General features: G+C 64.3%; 14 protein-coding genes. 7 read left to right on the top strand and 7 right to left on the bottom strand.

All coding sequences use genetic code 11. From position 1 onward, the window contains the following. Positions 1-21 precede the first annotated feature (21 nt). From fsa to JI749_RS16485, 7 genes are all read left to right on the top strand, one after another. Positions 22-675, top strand: a complete 654-nt coding sequence (fsa, locus tag JI749_RS16515; protein WP_201656473.1) for a fructose-6-phosphate aldolase — start codon at positions 22-24, stop codon at positions 673-675. A 149-nt stretch (positions 676-824) separates the two neighbouring features. After that, entirely contained in the window at positions 825-1,904 is a 1,080-nt protein-coding gene (locus JI749_RS16510) for an Mrp/NBP35 family ATP-binding protein (RefSeq protein ID WP_201656470.1), read from the top strand. Positions 1,905-1,956: 52 nt separating this feature from the next. Next, the gene (locus JI749_RS16505) at positions 1,957-2,214 is read left to right on the top strand and encodes a hypothetical protein (RefSeq protein ID WP_201656467.1); all 258 of its coding nucleotides are present in this window, start codon (positions 1,957-1,959) and stop codon (positions 2,212-2,214) included. A 94-nt stretch (positions 2,215-2,308) separates the two neighbouring features. Then, positions 2,309-3,625, top strand: coding sequence for a GH1 family beta-glucosidase (locus JI749_RS16500; RefSeq protein ID WP_201656465.1), 1,317 nt, complete (start codon positions 2,309-2,311; stop codon positions 3,623-3,625). Positions 3,626-3,663: 38 nt separating this feature from the next. Further along, a complete protein-coding gene (locus JI749_RS16495) occupies positions 3,664-4,359 on the top strand; it encodes a YecA/YgfB family protein (RefSeq protein ID WP_201656462.1) in 696 nt (231 codons plus the stop codon). Between the two features lie 24 nt (positions 4,360-4,383). Beyond that, positions 4,384-6,057, top strand: coding sequence for a beta-galactosidase BglA (gene bglA, locus JI749_RS16490; protein WP_233280797.1), 1,674 nt, complete (start codon positions 4,384-4,386; stop codon positions 6,055-6,057). Positions 6,058-6,144: 87 nt separating this feature from the next. Beyond that, complete coding sequence (locus tag JI749_RS16485; protein WP_407644913.1) at positions 6,145-7,104, top strand: Bug family tripartite tricarboxylate transporter substrate binding protein; 960 nt, start codon at positions 6,145-6,147, stop codon at positions 7,102-7,104. A 72-nt stretch (positions 7,105-7,176) separates the two neighbouring features. Here the strand turns inward: JI749_RS16485 and JI749_RS16480 are convergent, their stop codons facing one another. From JI749_RS16480 to JI749_RS16450, 7 genes are all read right to left on the bottom strand, one after another. Then, complete coding sequence (locus JI749_RS16480; RefSeq protein WP_201656456.1) at positions 7,177-8,739, bottom strand: dipeptide ABC transporter ATP-binding protein; 1,563 nt, start codon at positions 8,737-8,739, stop codon at positions 7,177-7,179. Further along, positions 8,726-9,565 carry an ABC transporter permease gene (locus JI749_RS16475; protein ID WP_201656453.1) on the bottom strand — a complete coding sequence of 280 codons (840 nt, stop codon included), beginning with the start codon at positions 9,563-9,565 and terminating at the stop codon, positions 8,726-8,728. The genes JI749_RS16480 and JI749_RS16475 overlap by 14 nt, the downstream gene beginning before the upstream one ends. Next, positions 9,562-10,515 carry an ABC transporter permease gene (locus JI749_RS16470; RefSeq protein ID WP_201656450.1) on the bottom strand — a complete coding sequence of 318 codons (954 nt, stop codon included), beginning with the start codon at positions 10,513-10,515 and terminating at the stop codon, positions 9,562-9,564. The genes JI749_RS16475 and JI749_RS16470 overlap by 4 nt, the downstream gene beginning before the upstream one ends. 183 nt (positions 10,516-10,698) lie before the next feature. Then, on the bottom strand, positions 10,699-12,180 hold the full coding sequence (locus JI749_RS16465; RefSeq protein WP_201656447.1) for an ABC transporter substrate-binding protein: 1,482 nt from the start codon (positions 12,178-12,180) through the stop codon (positions 10,699-10,701). 85 nt (positions 12,181-12,265) lie between these two features. Continuing rightward, on the bottom strand, positions 12,266-13,870 hold the full coding sequence (locus JI749_RS16460; protein ID WP_201656445.1) for an ABC transporter permease: 1,605 nt from the start codon (positions 13,868-13,870) through the stop codon (positions 12,266-12,268). A 131-nt stretch (positions 13,871-14,001) separates the two neighbouring features. Next, the gene (locus JI749_RS16455) at positions 14,002-15,048 is read right to left on the bottom strand and encodes an extracellular solute-binding protein (protein ID WP_201656442.1); all 1,047 of its coding nucleotides are present in this window, start codon (positions 15,046-15,048) and stop codon (positions 14,002-14,004) included. A 217-nt stretch (positions 15,049-15,265) separates the two neighbouring features. Next, complete coding sequence (locus JI749_RS16450) at positions 15,266-17,875, bottom strand: sensor histidine kinase (protein ID WP_201656439.1); 2,610 nt, start codon at positions 17,873-17,875, stop codon at positions 15,266-15,268. Between the last annotated feature and the right edge of the window lie 63 nt (positions 17,876-17,938).

The raw sequence follows: 17,938 nt of genomic DNA, 5'->3' as shown, positions 1-17,938 counted from the left end.
GACGGCACTAAGGAGGAAACCATGAAGTTCTTCGTCGACACTGCGGAAATCAAGGACATCAGGGAGCTCCACGACGCTGGTCTGGTGGACGGCGTGACCACCAATCCCTCGCTGATTGCCAAGTCGGGTCGCGACTTCAAGGAAGTCGTCAAGGAAATCTGCTCGGTGACGCCTGGCCCGGTTTCGGCTGAAGTCGCTAGCCTCGAATATGACGGCATGATCGCCGAAGGCACCGTGCTGGCCGCGCTGGCCGAAAACGTCGTGGTCAAGCTGCCGCTGACCCTGGCAGGCCTCAAGGCCACCAAGACGTTCAAGGACCGCGGCATCAAGACCAACGTTACGCTCTGCTTCTCGGCCAACCAGGCCCTGCTCGCGGCCAAGGCCGGCGCCACCTACATCTCGCCGTTCCTGGGACGCTTGGATGATATCAACCTCGATGGCGTCGAGCTGATCGAAAACATCCGCGTCATCTATGACAATTATGCTTTCGATACCGAGATCCTCGCCGCTTCGATCCGCTCGCCAAACCACGTGACGCAGGTCGCGCTCGCCGGTGCCGACGTTGCGACCATCCCGCCCGACGTGATCCGCAAGCTGGCCAACCACCCGTTGACCAATGCCGGCATCGAAGGCTTCCTCAAGGACTGGAAGGCCACCGGCCAGTCGATCCTGTAACGCACGCAGACCCCACACTCGATGTCACCCCGGCGAAAGCCGGGGCCCATCCTGAGATTTAGGTGAGCGGCTGCATGTCAGGATGGGTCCCGGCTCAGGGCCGGGATGACACGGTGGTCGCTGACCCATCGTAGCTATCGAAAGCCATCATGGCCGATACTGAACTTGCTGCCGCCATCAAGTCTGCCCTCGCCGCCGTGGAAATTCCTGGCGGGGGTGACCTTGCCGGCTATGGCGGCCTCTCCGACATCATTGTCACATCAGGCGCCGTTGCCTTTGCCATCGCAGTCGCGCCCGGCATGGAGGCAGCCTTCGGCCCCGCTCGTGAACAGGCTATCGCCGCAGCGCAGACGGTCGCGGGCACCCGCAAGATCATGGTGTCATTGACCTCTGGCAAACCACCGCCGAAGGCCGGCCCGACCTTCTCGCACGGCAAGCCCGTCCCCGCAGGCAAGACGCCCGTACCTGGCATCAAGCGCATCATTGCGGTGGGCTCCGGCAAGGGCGGCGTCGGCAAGTCCACGACCGCGGTCAACATCGCACTGGCCCTGCAGGCCGAGGGTCTCCGCGTCGGCATTCTGGATGCGGACCTCTATGGCCCCTCCATTCCCAAGCTGCTGGGCCTGGAAGGCCAGCCAGCGATCCGTGACGACGGCATCTTCAGCCCGCACGAGGCATTCGGGCTAGAGGCAATGTCGATCGGATCCATGCTGACCAAGGACCAGGCGGTGGTCTGGCGCGGCCCGATGGCCACTTCGGCCCTCCGCCAGTTGCTGCGCGAAACCGCCTGGGGCCAACTCGACATTCTCGTCATCGACCTGCCGCCGGGCACCGGGGACATCCATATCTCGCTGTTCCAGCAGGCGGAGGTTGACGGAGTCGTCATCGTCTCGACGCCGCAGGATCTGGCGCTGATCGATGCCAAGAAGGCGATCGATATGCTGCCACGCTTCGGCGTGCCGATCCTGGGCCTCGTTGAGAACATGAGCTATTTCATCGCGCCTGACACCGGCAAGCGCTACGACATCTTCGGCTCGGGCGGGGCTGAGCGCGCCGCTGCCGAGATGGGCATGGCGTTTCTTGGCGCCATCCCGCTGGTCATGTCCATTCGCGAAGGCTCCGATTCCGGACATCCGCCTATGGCGGTCGATCCCGCTGGGGCCGAGGCTGATGCCTACCGCGCCATCGCCAGGGCGATATTGTCCAGACAGCCGGCACCGGCGCGCTAAGGATTTGTTAATCCGATAACCGCATCTTCGGCTCATGGCATCGATGAGCGGATTGAGCAGCTACGATCGTATCCAGAACCGCCGGGCCTGGAACAAGAGCTTTGCAGACCTCGCGGAGCAGCGCTCGGCTGCGCGTAAGGAAGCCGCGCAGCGGGTGATCGCCCAGGGGGAGGCGACGCGCAACAGCGTGCTTTCGGCCGTTGCCGATATCGGGGCCGGCACCACGAAGCTCACCGAGATGATGATCCGGAGTCGCATAACGGCCGAGGCGAAGGCCAAGACAGCCGCCCTGGCCAAGAAGTACGCCTAGCAGCCCGCTCAGTGCAATCGATTGCATAAGCGCTCTTCCTGCGCTATCTGGCTAGCTCAACCACGGCAAAAGCCGGCAGTGAGGGGCCATCTGCATGTTCTCAATCGACCGCAAGGACTTCGGTCCTGGATTTACCTTTGGCGTCGCCACCGCCGCCTACCAGATCGAAGGGGGCCAGCGCGATGGCCGCGGTCCCTCGATCTGGGACAGCTTTTCCTCAACCCCGGGCAACGTCCACAACGGCGATACCGGCAGCAACGCCTGCAATCACTATGAACTCTGGCCCCAGGACCTCGACCTCATTCGCGATGGTGGCTTTGACAGCTACCGCTTCTCGTTTGCCTGGCCGCGACTGATCCCCGAGGGCACAGGCGCCATCAACCAGGCAGGGCTCGACTTCTACGACCGCCTGCTCGACGGCATGCTTGAACGCAACATCAAGCCCTATGCGACGCTCTATCACTGGGACCTGCCTTCGGCGCTCCAGGACAGGGGCGGCTGGATGAACCGCGATATCGCCGGTTGGTTCGCCGACTACGCGACTTTGGTGGCGCAGAAGTTCGGCGATCGCCTGCACGCCACGGCGACGATCAACGAACCCTGGTGCGTGGCTTTCCTCAGCCACTATCTGGGCATTCATGCCCCTGGTTACCGCGACGTCCGCGCCGCCGCCCGCGCCATGCACCATGTGCTGTTTGCCCATGGTACGGCTATCGACGCGCTGCGTGCCAATGGTGCCCGGAACCTGGGCATCGTGCTCAACCTGGAAAAGTCCGAGGCGGCGACGGACAAGCCGGAGGACCTGGCCGCCATGGATATGGGCGATGCCCTGTTCAACCGCTGGTACCTCGGCGGCGTGCTCAAGGGGCAGTATCCCGAGATCGTCACCAACTGGCTGGGTGACAACCTGCCCAAGGATTACCAGCGCGATATGGAAGTGGTATCGCGCCCGCTCGATTGGCTGGGCATCAACTACTATACGCGTGGCCTCTATAAGGCAGGCGAGCCGGGCAGCGGCCGGCCAATCGACCAGATCAAGGGTCCGCTCGAGCTGACCGATATCGGCTGGGAGATTTATCCGCAGGGACTGCGTGACCTGCTGGTGCGCGTATCCAAAGAATACACCAAGATCCCGCTCTATGTGACCGAAAACGGCATGGCCGAAGTCGAGGGCGACGACGATCCGCGCCGGGTGAAATATTACGACGATCACCTCAAGGCCGTGCTGGCCGCCCGCGAGCAGGGCGCCGATGTACGCGGCTATTTCGCCTGGTCGCTGCTGGACAACTACGAATGGGCCGAGGGCTACAACAAGCGCTTCGGCATCGTGCATGTCGACTACCAGACGCAGGCCCGTACCCCCAAGTCGAGCTACCGCGCCTTCCAGGGCATGCTGCACAATACGCGCTGAGCCCGTTGCTTTTGCGACGGCGGGAGGGCAGAGCAGGGATGATTGCCCTCCCGCTGATCGGACTGCACGTGGACGAACTCGCCGACCTTTCTGAAAGCCAGCTCCGTCTCGACGGCATGCTCATCGAGCTCGGCGACGACGGCATGACGCTGAGCCAGCTTGATGGCTTCCTCTGCGGCGTCGCGACATCGCCCGAACCCATACCGCAGGACGAATGGCTGCCACTGGTGTGGGGTGGCGAGGACTTCGACGTGCCCGCGGTGGACCAGGCCGAACTTGTCGCGCTGGTGCTGGCCCGTTTTGAGGAATTAAACGCCGAGCTGGCCGAGGCGCATTACGAGCCACTCTACGAAGTCGATGACGACGACGAGACCGACGTGCTCTGGGAAATCTGGGTCATGGGTTTCGAGGCGGCGATGGGTCTGCACCTTGCCGCATGGGAGAAGCTGCTCAACAGCCGCCAGGAATCGCGGGCGCAGGAAGCAGTCTTTGCCATTGTATCACTGCTCAGCGCCACCGAGCCGGACATGGACGAAAAGCAACGGAACGATCCCGAATTTGCCGCCTTTATCCGGGACGCTCCACAGATTATTCCCGAAATTGTCGCGACGCTTTATCGTGCCCATCGCCTGACGACGCCACAAAGCCCGATCCGCAGCACTGCGGTGGGACGCAACGACCCATGCCCCTGCGGCTCGGGTCTTAAATACAAGCGCTGCCACGGCGCTGCCTGACTTGCCCGCCATGCGGAGTTCTCCATGACTGCCACCTCGCTGATGACCGAACCGAAGACTTCCGATGAAACCACCATCGACCGGGATTGGTGGCGCGGGGCTGTGATTTACCAGATTTACCCGCGTTCCTATCAGGATCAGAACGGCGATGGCGTCGGCGACCTGGTGGGCATCACCAGCCGGCTCGACTACGTCGCCGACCTTGGCGTCGACGCCATCTGGCTGTCGCCGGTCTTTACCAGCCCGATGAAGGATTTCGGCTACGACGTCTCCGATTATCGCGGCATCGACCCCAGTTTCGGCACGCTAGAGGATTTCGATCGCCTGGTGCAGAAGGCCCATTCGCTGGGGCTCAAGGTCATCATCGATCAGGTGATCAGCCACTCGTCCGACAAGCATGCCTGGTTCGCCGAGAGCCGCCAGTCGCGCACCAATCCGCGGGCCGACTGGTATGTCTGGGCCGATCCCAAGCCCGATGGCACGCCGCCCAACAACTGGCTCTCCATCTTCGGTGGTTCCGCCTGGCAGTGGGATTCGAGACGCATGCAGTATTACATGCACAATTTCCTCGTCTCGCAGCCCGATCTCAACTTCCACAATTCCGCCGTGCAGGACGCTCTGCTGAGCGACATGCGCTTCTGGCTCGAACGCGGCGTCGATGGCTTCCGGCTCGATACGGTCAATTTCTATTTCCATTCGACGGGGCTCGAATCCAACCCCGTGGTCAAGCCGGAGGACTTCAACGCCTCGACCGCGCCCGCGGTGAACCCATACAATTTCCAGGAGCACCTGTTCGACAAGTCGCGACCGGAGAACCTGGATTTCCTCAAGCGTCTGCGCGCCATGATGGACGAATATCCCGGTACGACCACGGTCGGTGAGATCGGCGACAGCCAGCACCAGCTGGCCATCATGTCCCAATATACGTCGGGCGACGAGCGGCTGCACATGGCCTATACGTTCGACTATCTGGGGGGCGAATTCTCGGCCGAGCATTTCCGTAACTCCATCGCCGCCACCGAAGCCGGGGCGCCCGATGGCTGGATTTGCCTTGCCTTCTCGAACCACGACGTGGTGCGCCATGTCAGCCGCTGGGCCACCCACGGCCAGGAGGCTGCCTTCACCCGTCTTGCCGCGACGCTGATCCTGGCCATGCGCGGCTCTGTCTGTCTCTATCAGGGCGAAGAACTAGGCCTCAAGGAAGCGGAACTGGCCTTCGAGGACCTGGTTGACCCCTACGGCATCGAATTCTGGCCGCAGTTCAAGGGCCGCGACGGCTGCCGCACCCCCATGGTCTGGCAGGCCCATGCCGCCAATGGTGCTTTCTCCACCGCCAACCGAACCTGGCTGCCGGTACCGGCCGAACACCTGCTGCATGCTGTCGATACACAGGACAATGTCGAAGGCTCGGTGCTCGAATTCTATCGCGCCTTGCTCGCCTTCCGCAAACTCCATCCCGCCCTGGTCAAGGGCAGCATTGTCCTGCTGGACACCGCCGATCCGGATGTGCTGGCCTTTATCCGCGAACACGAGGGCGAGCGCCTGCTCTGCGTGTTCAACATGAGCGAGACCGCCGCCGAGTTTGCGGTGCCGGACGGGTTATCGCCCGTCAATGCCGGTTGCCCTGGCGTTACGGCTGCGGTCATTGATGGCGAAATCGACCTCGAGCCCTTCGGCGCCTATATCGGCGTCCTGTGATCATTGGCCATCCCCGCTCGGGATGGAACCAAATCGTGGTTCGACGCTTCCGTCCCTATTCTGGGAGGAAACATTCGCATGAAATCTATGCTCGCCACCCTGGCTGTTGCCGGGGCGCTTATCGTCGCCGGCTCCGCGCAGGCGCAGGACTTCCCCACCAAGCCCATCAACCTGGTCGTTCCATTTGCAGCCGGTGGTTCGACCGATCTGGTTGGCCGCATTATCGCCGAGGGTATGAGCGCCCAGCTCGGCCAGCAGGTCCTGGTGGTCAACCAGGCCGGCGCAGGCGGTGTCGTTGGTGCCACGGCTGTGGCCGATGCACCGGCCGACGGCTACACAATCCTGATGGGCACTATTGCGACCCACGCGCTTAGCGCCTCGCTTTACGCTACGCCGCCTTTCGATCCCTCGACCGACTTCGCGCCAATCTCGTTGCTGGTGACCGTGCCCAACGTCCTACTGGTGAATCCGGAGTTCCCGGCCAATACGGTCGAGGAGTTGATCGCCAAGCTCAAGGCCGAACCGGAAACGCATGCCTACGCGTCCTCAGGGAATGGCACCCCGCTCCATCTGTCAGGTGAACTGTTCAAGTCCATGGCGGGGGTCGACATGGTTCATGTGCCCTATCAGGGCTCGGGCCCGGCGCTGGTCGATGCGCTGAGCGGCGCCGTACCCATCATCTTCGACAACCTGCCTTCGGCGACCGAGCACATGAAGGCCGGCACGCTACGGCCGCTTGCTGTGACCACGCTCGAGCGTGCCGCCAGCTTCCCCGATGTGCCCACCATGGACGAGGCTGGCGTGCCCGGCTACGAAACCAACACCTGGAACGCGCTGTTTGCCCCCGCAGGCACCCCACCCGAGGTGGTTGCCAAGCTCAACGAAGCTGCTGTTGCTGTTGTGAATGACCCTGCCGTCAAGGAACGGCTGGCCGGAGTCGGCGCTGTCGTCGTCGGATCGACGCCGGAGGAATTGGCGGCGCATGTGTCGGCAGAAGTCACGCGCTGGAAGCCGGTCATCGAGGCGGCCGGGGTTACGGTCCAGTAGGGGCCCAAACGTCTGCTCTAAAACACTGAGCGTCACCCTTGGGCCTGAGCTGAGGGTGACGATCCGACACGTTCAAGCGCTGGCGCCGATCTCCGGCAACCGCGCCGCCATCAAATCCTTTGTCAGTTGATGCTTCGGCCGGGCAAAAATCTCCGCCGGCTTGCCTTCTTCGACAATCTTGCCCGCTTCCATCACCAGCACCCGGTCGGCCATGGCGCGGACCATGTCGAGGTCGTGGCTGATGATCAGGTAGGTGAGGCCGAAATCGGCTTGCAACCGTGCCAGCAGCGTCAGCACCTCGCCGCGCACGGACACGTCCAGCGCCGAGACCGGTTCGTCCAGCACCACCAGCTTGGGCCGGGTGACCAGCGCGCGCGCAATGGCCAGACGTTGTCGCTGCCCACCTGAAAATTCGTGCGGATAGCGGGCCAGCATGCCGGCATCGAGCCCCACGGCCGTGATCGCCTCCTCAAGCCGCTGGGCACGATCGACGCCAGGCTCCAGGCGCAGTGGTTCTCCCAGGGAGTCGCCGATGGTGCGGCGTGGATTGAAGCTACCGAACGGATCCTGGAAGACCAGCGAGATGTCGCGCCGCAGGGTCTTGGGCAGGTCGGAGCCATGATAGGCGGTCCCTTCCAGATGCACTTCGCCCGAGGTGGCGCGATCCAGCCCGACGATGATCCGCGCCAGCGTGGTCTTGCCGCAACCCGATGGGCCGACCAGCGCCAGGCATTCCGATCGGGCGATGGAAAGGTGGACGTTATCCACCGCGCGCAGCGGCTTGTCGGCCCAGAACAGCATGCCGCCCTGCCGGTAGTCGCGCGTGATCCCGTCGACAGCGAGCAGCGTGTCGCCGATCGGTGGCCGCGACAGCGGGCGCACGTCGAAGCGCGAGGCGGCGAACAACTTCTGCGTGTAGGGCTGCCTGGGGGCAGAGAACACGCTTGATGTCTTGCCGGTTTCCACCAGCTTGCCACGGTGCATCACAGCCACGCGCGTGCACAGCTTGCCCACGGCCTTGAGGTCATGGCTGATGAACAGCAGGGCCATGTGCCGCCGGTCGCAGATGGCCGCGATCAGGTCGAGCACCTTGCGCTGGGTGATGAGATCGAGTGCCGACGTCGGTTCGTCAGCGATGAGGATCTCCGGCTGGCTGGCCAGCGCCATGGCGATCATCACCCGTTGCCGCTGCCCTCCCGACAATTGATGCGGGAAGCGCTCGCCGTGCCGGAGTTCCAACCCGACCTCCGCCAGCAGCGCGGGTACCTCGATCTGCGGCGCCCCGTGCCCTTCCTCGTTGAGCCGGATGGCTTCCGCGATCTGGTCGTTGACCCGCATCAGCGGATTGAGCGCCGTCATCGGCTCCTGGAACACCATGCCGATGTGCTTGCCGCGCAGGCGGGCCATGGCGCGCTCTGACGTGGGCAGGGGCTCGCCATCGAGCGTGATGCTGCCACTTGCGACGGCTCCTTCGGGCAATAGCCCGGTCACCGCCAGCGCCGTCAGCGTCTTGCCCGAACCGCTCTCGCCGATAATGCCGAAGCGCTCGCCACGCTGCAGCGCGAAGCTGACATCGCTGACCACCTCGGCGCTGCCGAAGCGAACGGAAAGTCCGGATATCTCAAGCAAGGACATTGGGACTTCCCTGCCGCAGGCGCGGATCGATGGCGTCGCGCAACCCATCGCCGGCAATGTTGAGGGCGATAACGATGAGCACGATGGAAAGCCCGGGCAGCACCGAAAGCCAGGGATGGATCAGGAACACGCCCTGCGCGTCGCGCAGCATCAGCCCCAGGCTGGTCGCGGGCGGTTGGGTGCCCAACCCGATATAGCTCAGGCCCGCCTCGGCCAGGATGCCCAGCGACATCTGGATCGTGCCCTGCACGATGATCAGGCTCATGATGTTGGGAAGCAGGTGCCGCCAGGCAATCATGGCATTGCCCAGCCCCGCCAGCCGGCCGGCGGCCACGAAATCGAGCGTGGCTATGCTGAGTGCGCCGCCACGCGCCACGCGCGCGAAGACCGGAATGTTGAAGATGCCGATGGCGATGATGGCATTGACCGCGCCGGGTCCGATCAGCGTGGTGATGAGGATGGCGACGATCACGGCCGGGAAGGCAAAGACGAAATCGGTGAGCCGAAGCACCAGCCACTCCACGGCGCCGCCCCAGGCCGCCGCAGCAAGGCCGAACGGTACGCCGATGCCGACGCCGATGGCAACCGCCACTGCGGCAACGAGGAAGCTGGTCCAGGTGCCCGCCATGACAAGACTGAGCATGTCGCGACCCAAATTGTCGGTACCAAGCCAATGCGCCGCGCTCGGGCCCAGGAAGCGCCGGCCGATATCGATCTGCTCGATGGGATAGGGGGTCCACACCAGCGACAGCAATCCGAGGGCGAGGAAGATTGCCGTGGCAACGAGCCCGATGACCAGGCTTGGATGACCGAGTAGGCGCCTCATGGCGCGCTCCTTTCGCGCAGGCGTGGATCGACCAGCGCATAGGCGATGTCGGTCAGCAGCATGGTGGCGGTCACCGCGACGATGAGGATGACCGTGGCACCACGGACGAGCACGAGGTCGCGTTCGGAAATCGCTGTGAAGATCAGCCGGCCCAGCCCGGGCAGGTAGAACACGTTTTCGACGATGATGGTGCCGGCCACCAGATACGCGAATTGCAGCCCCAGGATGGTCAGAACCGGCAGCAGCGCATTGCGCACGCCATGCCGCCACACCGCCTCGCCCATGGTGAGGCCCTTGGCACGGGCGGTGCGGATGTAGTCCTGACCCGTTACGTCGACCAGGGCCGTGCGCATCACGCGCGCGAGGATCGAGGCCTGCGGCAGCGCCAGTGCCAGGCTGGGCAGGATGAGGCCGCGAAAGGCCGCCCCGCTATCCTCGTCCCAGGGCGTGAAGCCTCCGGGCGGCAGCCAGCGCAGCGTGACCGCGAACAGCAGCGTCAGCAGCATGCCGAACCAGAAATTGGGGATGGCGACGCCGGTCTGGGCCGTGACCATGATGACGGTATCGAGGGCCTTGCCGCGCCGCCGTGCCGCGAGGATCCCCAGCGGCAGGCCGACGGCCATGGAAATCACCATGGCGAAAATCGACAGCGGCAGCGTCACGCCCAGCCGGCCCCAGATCAGCTCGGCCACCGGCGCGCGCTGGGTGTAGCTGGTGCCGAAATCGCCGCGCAGCATGCCCAGCACCCAGTCGATGAAGCGCTGATGGGCGGGTGCATCGAGCCCCATCTGCGCGCGCAACCGCGCCACCGAATCCGGCGTGGCATTGATGCCCAGGATGAATTGCGCCGGGTCACCGGGGAGGAGATCGAGCAGCCAGAAGATGACGATCGCTGCGAGGAGAAGTGTGACTGCGAAGCCAAGGAAGCGGCGGAAGGCGAAGAGGATCATCGACTCTTACCTCGCCCCTCCGGGGAGAGGTCGGCGCGCAGCGCCGGGTGAGGGGTTTGATGTTGCAGCGCTCGCGGCGCTCTGAGCCTGCACCCCTCACCCCAGCTCTGCCAAGTCGCTGACGCTCCTGGCGGCGCTACCCTCTCCCCGAGGGGGCGAGGGTGCGCTGGGGCAAGGGTTAGGTCACTCCACCCAATGAATATCCCGCAAAACCAACCCCTCGATTGGCGAGTTTTGCCACATGCCTTCGAGCTTGGCGTTCCACACGCCGGTCTGGGCGAGTTCGAACAGGTATCCATTAACGGCATCCTTGGCGAGGATCGTCTGCGCCTCGATGGCCAGTTCCTTGCGCGCGGCTTCATCGGTCGTGCCGTTGAGCTTGTCGATGAGCGCCTGGAACTCGGGATTGTCATAGCCAAAGTAGTAGTCGGGGTTGGCGTAGTTGCCAATGTCGAAGGGCTCGACATGGCTGACGATGGTGAGGTCGAAGTCCTTGTTGGTATAGACGTCTTCCAGCCACTGCGCCCATTCCACGTTGATCAGTTCGAGCTTGATGCCCACTTCGGCGAACTGGCTGGCAATGATCTGGCCGGAAGTGCGGGCATAGGCGACCGGAGGCAGCTTCAGCGTGGCGCTGAAGCCATCGGGCAGGCCGGCTTCTGCCAACAGCGCCTTGGCGGCAGCAACGTCATGCGGATAGGTCGCGGTGAGGTCGACATAGTAGGGGTTGTGCGGGGCAAAGGGCGCGCCGATCGGCGTGCCATAGCCGTTGGTCGTGCCTTCGATGATGGCCTGACGATCCAGCGCATGCGCCATGGCCTGGCGGACTTTGAGGTTGTCGAAGGGCGGCTTCTTGTTGTTGGTCGAAAGGATGGTCTCGCCTTCGGTGGTGCCCACCAGAACCTTGAACTGCGGATTGCCCTCGAACACCGCCAGCGCGTCTGTCGCAAAGTTGTTGGTGCCGTCGATATCGCTGGCCAGCAGCGCATTGGTCATCGTGGCGGGATCGCTGATGAACACATAGGTCGCCTTTGTCAGGTGCGCCGGCTCGCCCCAATAGGGGCCATAGGCGTCCAGGATCACCCGGCTGCCCTTATCCCACTGCGTAAAGGCAAACGGGCCGGTGCCGATCGGCTGGGTAGCGTTGTTGTCGGCACTTTCGGGCGCCACGATCACGGCATCGCCACGCCCCAGATCGAAGAGGAAGCGCCCGATCTTCTGGTCAAGGGTGAACTCGACGGTCAGCGGGTCGATCACCGTGACGGCAGTGATGGGTTTGTAGAATTCTGGATGGGCGTTGGTGGTGTCGGCGGCGAGTATGCGGTCGAAGGTGAACTTGACGTCTTCGGCGTCGAAGGCGCTGCCGTCGTGAAACGTCACGCCGTCATGCAGTTTGAACGTGTAGGTCAGCCCATCCTCGGAAATGGTCCAGCTTTCGGCCAGACCCGGCTGCACGCTGCCGGTCTCGTCGATGCGGGTCAGCCCTTCGAACACATTCTGGTACACCACGATGTCGATGGCCTCGGCCGCGCCAGCCGTGGGATCGAGGGTCGGGGGCTCGAGGGCCACGCCGATGCGTATCTCCGTCGGCTGCGCCATGGCCATGCCGGCAAAAGCCGTCGAAAGTGCCAATGCCAGCCCGATTGCCTTGCCTGTCTTATTCATTGTTCGTCCCCGCGCTTTGCGCATATCCGCGCCTTAGGCCGCATCATATAAGCGAGCGTGACTAACATGGCAGCAGCCCGCCCGATTAAACTTTCCTACGATCGCCCAGCCGCGTAGCAAGAACGACCGGCACCAGGCCCGCCAGCACGATGCACAGTGCCGGTAATGCCGCCTGGGCGAACAATCCGACATTGGCGCGCGAATAGACCAAGGTGGCCAGCGTCTCGATGCCGAGCGGCCGCAACAGCAGCGTGGCCGGCAGTTCCTTGACGATCTCGACGAATACGAGCGTCGCCGCGCTCAGCAGCGCCGGCATCAGGGTGGGCAGGTCGATGCGGAACAGCAGTCCCCAGCCGTGCGCGCCGAGCACGCGCCCTGCATGCAGCATGGAATCGCCGCGCTTCTTCATGGCGGCGTCGATGGTGGAGTGACTGACCGCGAGGAAGCGGATCGCATAGACGTAGAGCAGGGCCGCCATCGAGCCGCTCAGCACCAGCCCCGGCCGCCAGTCCATCAGCGACATCGTCAGACGATTGAACCACAGGTCGGCCTGTCCCAGCGGCTGCAACAGGCCCAGCGCCAGCACGGTGCCGGGAATGGCATAGCCCAGCGTGGCCAGCCGGATCGCACCTTTTGCAGCAGGCGCGGCGCCATGCGCCAGCTTGGCCGCGATCAACCCGACCACGACCGTGATCAATGCCCCGGCCAAAGCCAGCGTCACCGTTGGCAGCAGCGCCGCCAGGGTCATGCCCACCGTTTCCGGCAGAACGACGCGAAATGCCAGGTAGGCCAGTTGCCCGACCGGAATACCGAAGCCCAGCCCCAGCAGCAGCAGGCAGAATCCGAACGCCGCCCACCGCCGGCCGGCCGACAATTGCTCCCGCGCCGGCGGCACGCGGCTGTCCCGATGCGCCAGGTAGACCCGGTCGCGCCGCGCCCGCTGCTCGGCGGCAATCAGCAGGCCGATGACCAGCACCACGGTCACCGCCAGCTGCGCGGCGCCACCGAAATCCGAGCGGTTGATCCAGGTCGAATAAATGATGGCGGTGATGGCATTGATGCCGAAATACTGGACGGCACCCAGGTCGTTGACCACTTCCATCATCGCCAGGGTGACCCCCACGACCAGCGCTGGTCGCGACAGGGGCAGCGTCACGCTGAAAAAGGTCCGCATGCCGCCCGCACCCAAAGTGCGCGCCGCGATGTTGAGGCTGGCGGACTGCATCAGGAAAAAGGCCCGGCAGGCCACGTAAACGTACGGGTAGAGCACGCTCGAGAGAACGATGACGGCGCCCCAGTCGCTGCGGATGTCGGGAAACCAGTAATCCTGCAGCGTCTGCGCGCCATTGATCGATCGCAGCAGCGTCTGTACCGGCCCGGGAAAGCCGAGAAACTCCACATAGCTATACGCGGCCAGATAGGTCGGCACCGCCAGTGGCAGCACCAATGCCCAGTCGAAGAGCCGCCGCAGCGGGAACTCGTAATGGGTGACCAGCCACGCGGAAACCAGGCCGAGGCAGCCGGTGACCAGCCCGACCGAAGCCATCAGCAGTCCGGTCTCGCGCAGGGCTGTCGGCAGCATGGCCGCGGCCAGCCCGTTGCTGCCACCGGTGGCCGCCAGTGCGGACCAGACCAGCCACAGGATGGGGAGGCCCATCAATCCGGCCAGCACAAATGCAATGACCGACAAGGCGGAGGCCCTGCCGGTCACATCAATCTTTGCGCTCGTCGCATACGTCAACGTGCAGTGTCCTTCCTCCCCCACCGGGTCAAGCCCGAAGGGTGACGATCCAGTTGTGGGGCCTTCCGGCCCAATCAACCTTAGTTCTGCGCACCTTCGTTGAACTTGAGTTCATCCACAAGGGCAGCGGCTTCCGCGCGGTGGGCGGCAACCTCGACCAAAGGCGTGCTCACCGGCTTGAGCGTGCCCCAGCTCTGCGTCAGCTCGGACGGCGACACCGAGGGCACCACGGGGAATTCGTAGTTGGTGTCGGCGTAGATGGTCTGCGCCTCATCCGACAGCAGGAAGGCGATCAGCTTGTTGGCGTTCTCGACATTGGGCGCATATTTGGCGATGAAGCCGCCGGCCACATTCACCTGCGTGCCTTCGCCATCGGCATCGGGATAGATGATGCGCGCCGAGGCGGCCCATTCCTTCTGCTCGGGCTCGGCATCGTTATTGAGCATCACACCCATGTAGTAGGTGTTGGTGATGGAGAGGTCGCAGGTGCCGGCCAGGATATTCTTGACGCCTTCGCGGTCGCCGCCAGTCGGCGGATAGGCGAGGTTGTCGCGCACCGCGGTGAGCCAGGCGCGCGTCTCATCCAGGCCATGCTCGGCAATGCGCTGCGCGATCAGCCCGATATTGTAGGCGTGGTCGCCCGGACGAGTGCAGATGCGGCCCTTCCATTCCGGCTTGGTGATGTCTTCATAAGTCAGCGCGGTGGCATCAACTCGGTCCTTGGAGACGTAGAACACGCGAGCACGCAGCGACAGCGCCGTCCAGTTGTCGTCATCATCACGGAAGGCCTCCGGCACGCGCGCGTCGAGTTCGGGGGTGGTGATGGGCTGGGTCAGGCCCTGTTCCTCGGCGCCGACCAGGTTACCGATATCGACGGTCAGCACGACGTCGGCGGGCGACAGCTCACCCTCGGCGGCGACGCGTTCGAGCAGGCCATCGCCGGCATAGAGCACGTTGGCCTTGATGCCGGTTTCGGCGCTGAACTTGTCGAGCAGCGGCTGCAGCAGGCTCTGTTCGCGATAGCTGTAGATATTGACTTCGCCGCTCTGGGCGAAAGCTGCGGTTGCCGATCCGGTCACGACGACAGAGCTGAGCAGGGCGAGCGCAAGGCGCGAGGTCTTGGTCATGTTGGTTTCTCCATCATGGCGGCGGCCGATGCCCCGCTTCTGCGCCGGGTTCTGCGAAATGTGGGATTCGAAGTCAACATTGTTTTGAAAATTCAAGGACTTACAGTCTAGAACGGTTCAAAGGTCCGCCCGTGTTCGTAAGCGGAATCAGACCATTAGCTGACTTCGACATTCCACTTATGAAGCCTGCGACAAAACGCAGCGCGACGGCCCTGGGTCAGTCAGACTGCTGCTGCGGGGCGGCTTGGTCCACCAGGTCCGCAGGGATGACCAGTGTGAACAACATGCCCTGTTCACCCGCCGGATCGACTGACAGCGAGAAGGCATTGACGGCTAGTAATGAGCGGGTGAGCGCAAGGCCGACGCTGGAGCGAACCGGCGTCATGGCCTGTCCATCCTTGCCGACGCCGTCGCGGAACACGACGAAACGCTCGGCCATGTCCACCGGGTTGGTCGAGCTGTCCCGGACATGGACGGAGATGCCGCCATCGTCCTCACGTTGCGCCGAAATCACCACGGCGCCGCCTGATGGTGTCTGGTCGATGGCGCTGGCCAGCAGGTTCAGCACGGCCTGGGCCAGTGATGCACGGTCGGCGGTGATGCGCGGCAGGCTTTCGGAAATGGCGTTGCGGATGATAACGCGGGCGCCATTGGCCTGTTGGCGGATGCGGATGACGCAGCTTTCGAGCAGGCTGGTCAGCTCGATGCTGGCCCGTTGCGGCAGGTACCGGCCATCGCGCAGGCGGGCATAGTCATCCAGTTCGTCCACCAGCGCCGCGATTTCCTGGCCGGCCTTGGCAATGTCCTGGGCATAGGCTTCGTAGCGCTCGTTCTGCAAAGCGCCGAAGGCTTCCGAGCGGATCAGGTCGGAGAACCCGATGATGGTGTTGAGCGGACGCCGCACGCCGCGGCTGATGCGTGCCAGCAGCGTCGGGTCGATGTCGGTCTGGCCCGCAAGACGCAGTGGCGCCGGCTCACGGCCGCGCACGAAGCCGAAGTAACCGGTGATCACGCCCGCCTGGCCCTGGGCGAACACCGTAATTTCCGCGCTGCCCGAAGCCGAGCGAAGTGTGAGGCAAGGACGAGCTGTCTCGGCGAACCGCGCCGGTCGCTCGAGGAATTCGCGTAGCTGATCGAGGTCCTGGCCCGAAACCAGGCTCGAGAGAGCCTTGCCCTCGAGCGGGCCATCGACGCGCAGCAGATCGGCACTGCGGGGGGTGATCGCGCTGATCACGCCCGCTCGGGTGGCTTCGAGAAATCCGTCGCCACGCATATCGGCAAAGCTCTGGGCAAAGGCGCTGACCGCGGCCTCGTGCCCCGTGCGGACTTCGGTGGTGCTGGCCGACAGCATCAGGGCCGGGCGGCCCTGCCAGGAAATCGACTGCAGCCGCGCCGTAACCGGCACCAGGGTGCCATTGCGCTGCACCAGGTGATTGACCGGCCCGGCATCCTGGCCATCCGGTCCGGCAGCAGGAAACACTGCGGCAAGCCCGGCGGCGCGCAGGCTCTCGACCGACTCGTAGCCCACCATCTCGGTGATGGCGCGATTGGCGAACAGCACCTGCTGGTCGCGGAACACCAGGATGCCCAGCGGCAAGCGATTGAGCACCAGGGTTTCGCCGCCCAGGTTGATCAGCGCACCGCCGCGCGCCGCTTCCACTGGCGGCCGGGCCGGTGCGCCCGGGTCTGCGATGCGGTCGTTCAGGATGCGCGACAGCTCATCGAAGTTGTAGCGGGATACCCTCTCGACGGCTTCCACATCAGCGACCGGCGCTGGGGCAAGTTCGGCCATCTGCTGGGCCAGGCGCTCCACCGCTTCGTCCTCGGCGCGATCGAGCGCCGCCGGCTGATCGACAACGGGTTCCGGCTCGGGCGCGGCAGGCGCCGGCTCGGCCATGTCTGGTTCGGCCTCTTCCCGCTCCAGGCCGGGATGCTGCGGCAGGAAGCCCCGGCCGGTGATCTTGTAGAGACCACCGGGGGTGGGCTCTGCCTGCGCGGCCGTGGGCGGCGGATTGTCGTCCGCCTCGGTGAGCGGGGTGAACAGCGCTTCGTCCGCGGCAAGCCGATCGACCAGCAGGCTGAGGCGGCTCGGGGCGGTTTCCGCCGGTGCATCCGGGGCCGGTTCGGCGACCTGGACTGACTGATCGTCGACAGTGTCGGCCAGCGAAGCCGCGGCAGACTGATCGATCTCGACCGGGTCCGCGTCGCTCAGTTCAGCGACCTGCTCAACCGGTTCTGCATCCTGTTCGGGTTCGTGCCAGTCTTCGGGACGATGAGCGTAGACGTCTTCATCGGTCTCGGTCGGAGACGCGGGATCCTCGGCCTCCGGCTCGACCGGGGCAACTTCCGGCTCGTCCAGCGCACCCTGTGCAGCGGCAAGATCGGCATCGGGAGTCTCTTGCACCTGGTCGTCTGCATGCTCGGGCGCGTCCGCAGCTTCGTCTGCCGCTGCAGCAGCCATGATGTCGGACGCGATCGGATCGACGCCGACCACCAGCAACACGGTTTGCCCATCCTGCCAGATCAGTGGCGTTGTCGCGCAGGTGCTTGATGCGGGTTTCTCGCCAGCAATGAACTGGATGCGCGCCAGGCTCGTCCGCCCGACCGAGCCCAGACGGATATTGCGCGCGATCTGGCCCTTGATCGGGATAGCCGGCGGCGCGAGCTTGAGCCCGTGCTTCTTGAGCTTGGCCATGAACAGCGGCGCGGCAGCGTTCTGCCACAGCAAGGACTGACCATCCTGCGACCACAGCCATGCCGGTCGCGAATCCCCCTCATGCTGCTGCACGCGGCGGGCGCTCGGCGATGTGGTCCAGTCAGCATCCATCTACGACAAGTCTCTCCGTCCGGGGATACGGCAGGCGTTTCCGTCCCATTTCAGGACAATTTG

This window comes from Devosia oryziradicis (assembly GCF_016698645.1).
Lineage (GTDB): Bacteria > Pseudomonadota > Alphaproteobacteria > Rhizobiales > Devosiaceae > Devosia > Devosia oryziradicis.
This window is presented reverse-complemented; position numbering and strand designations above follow the sequence as displayed.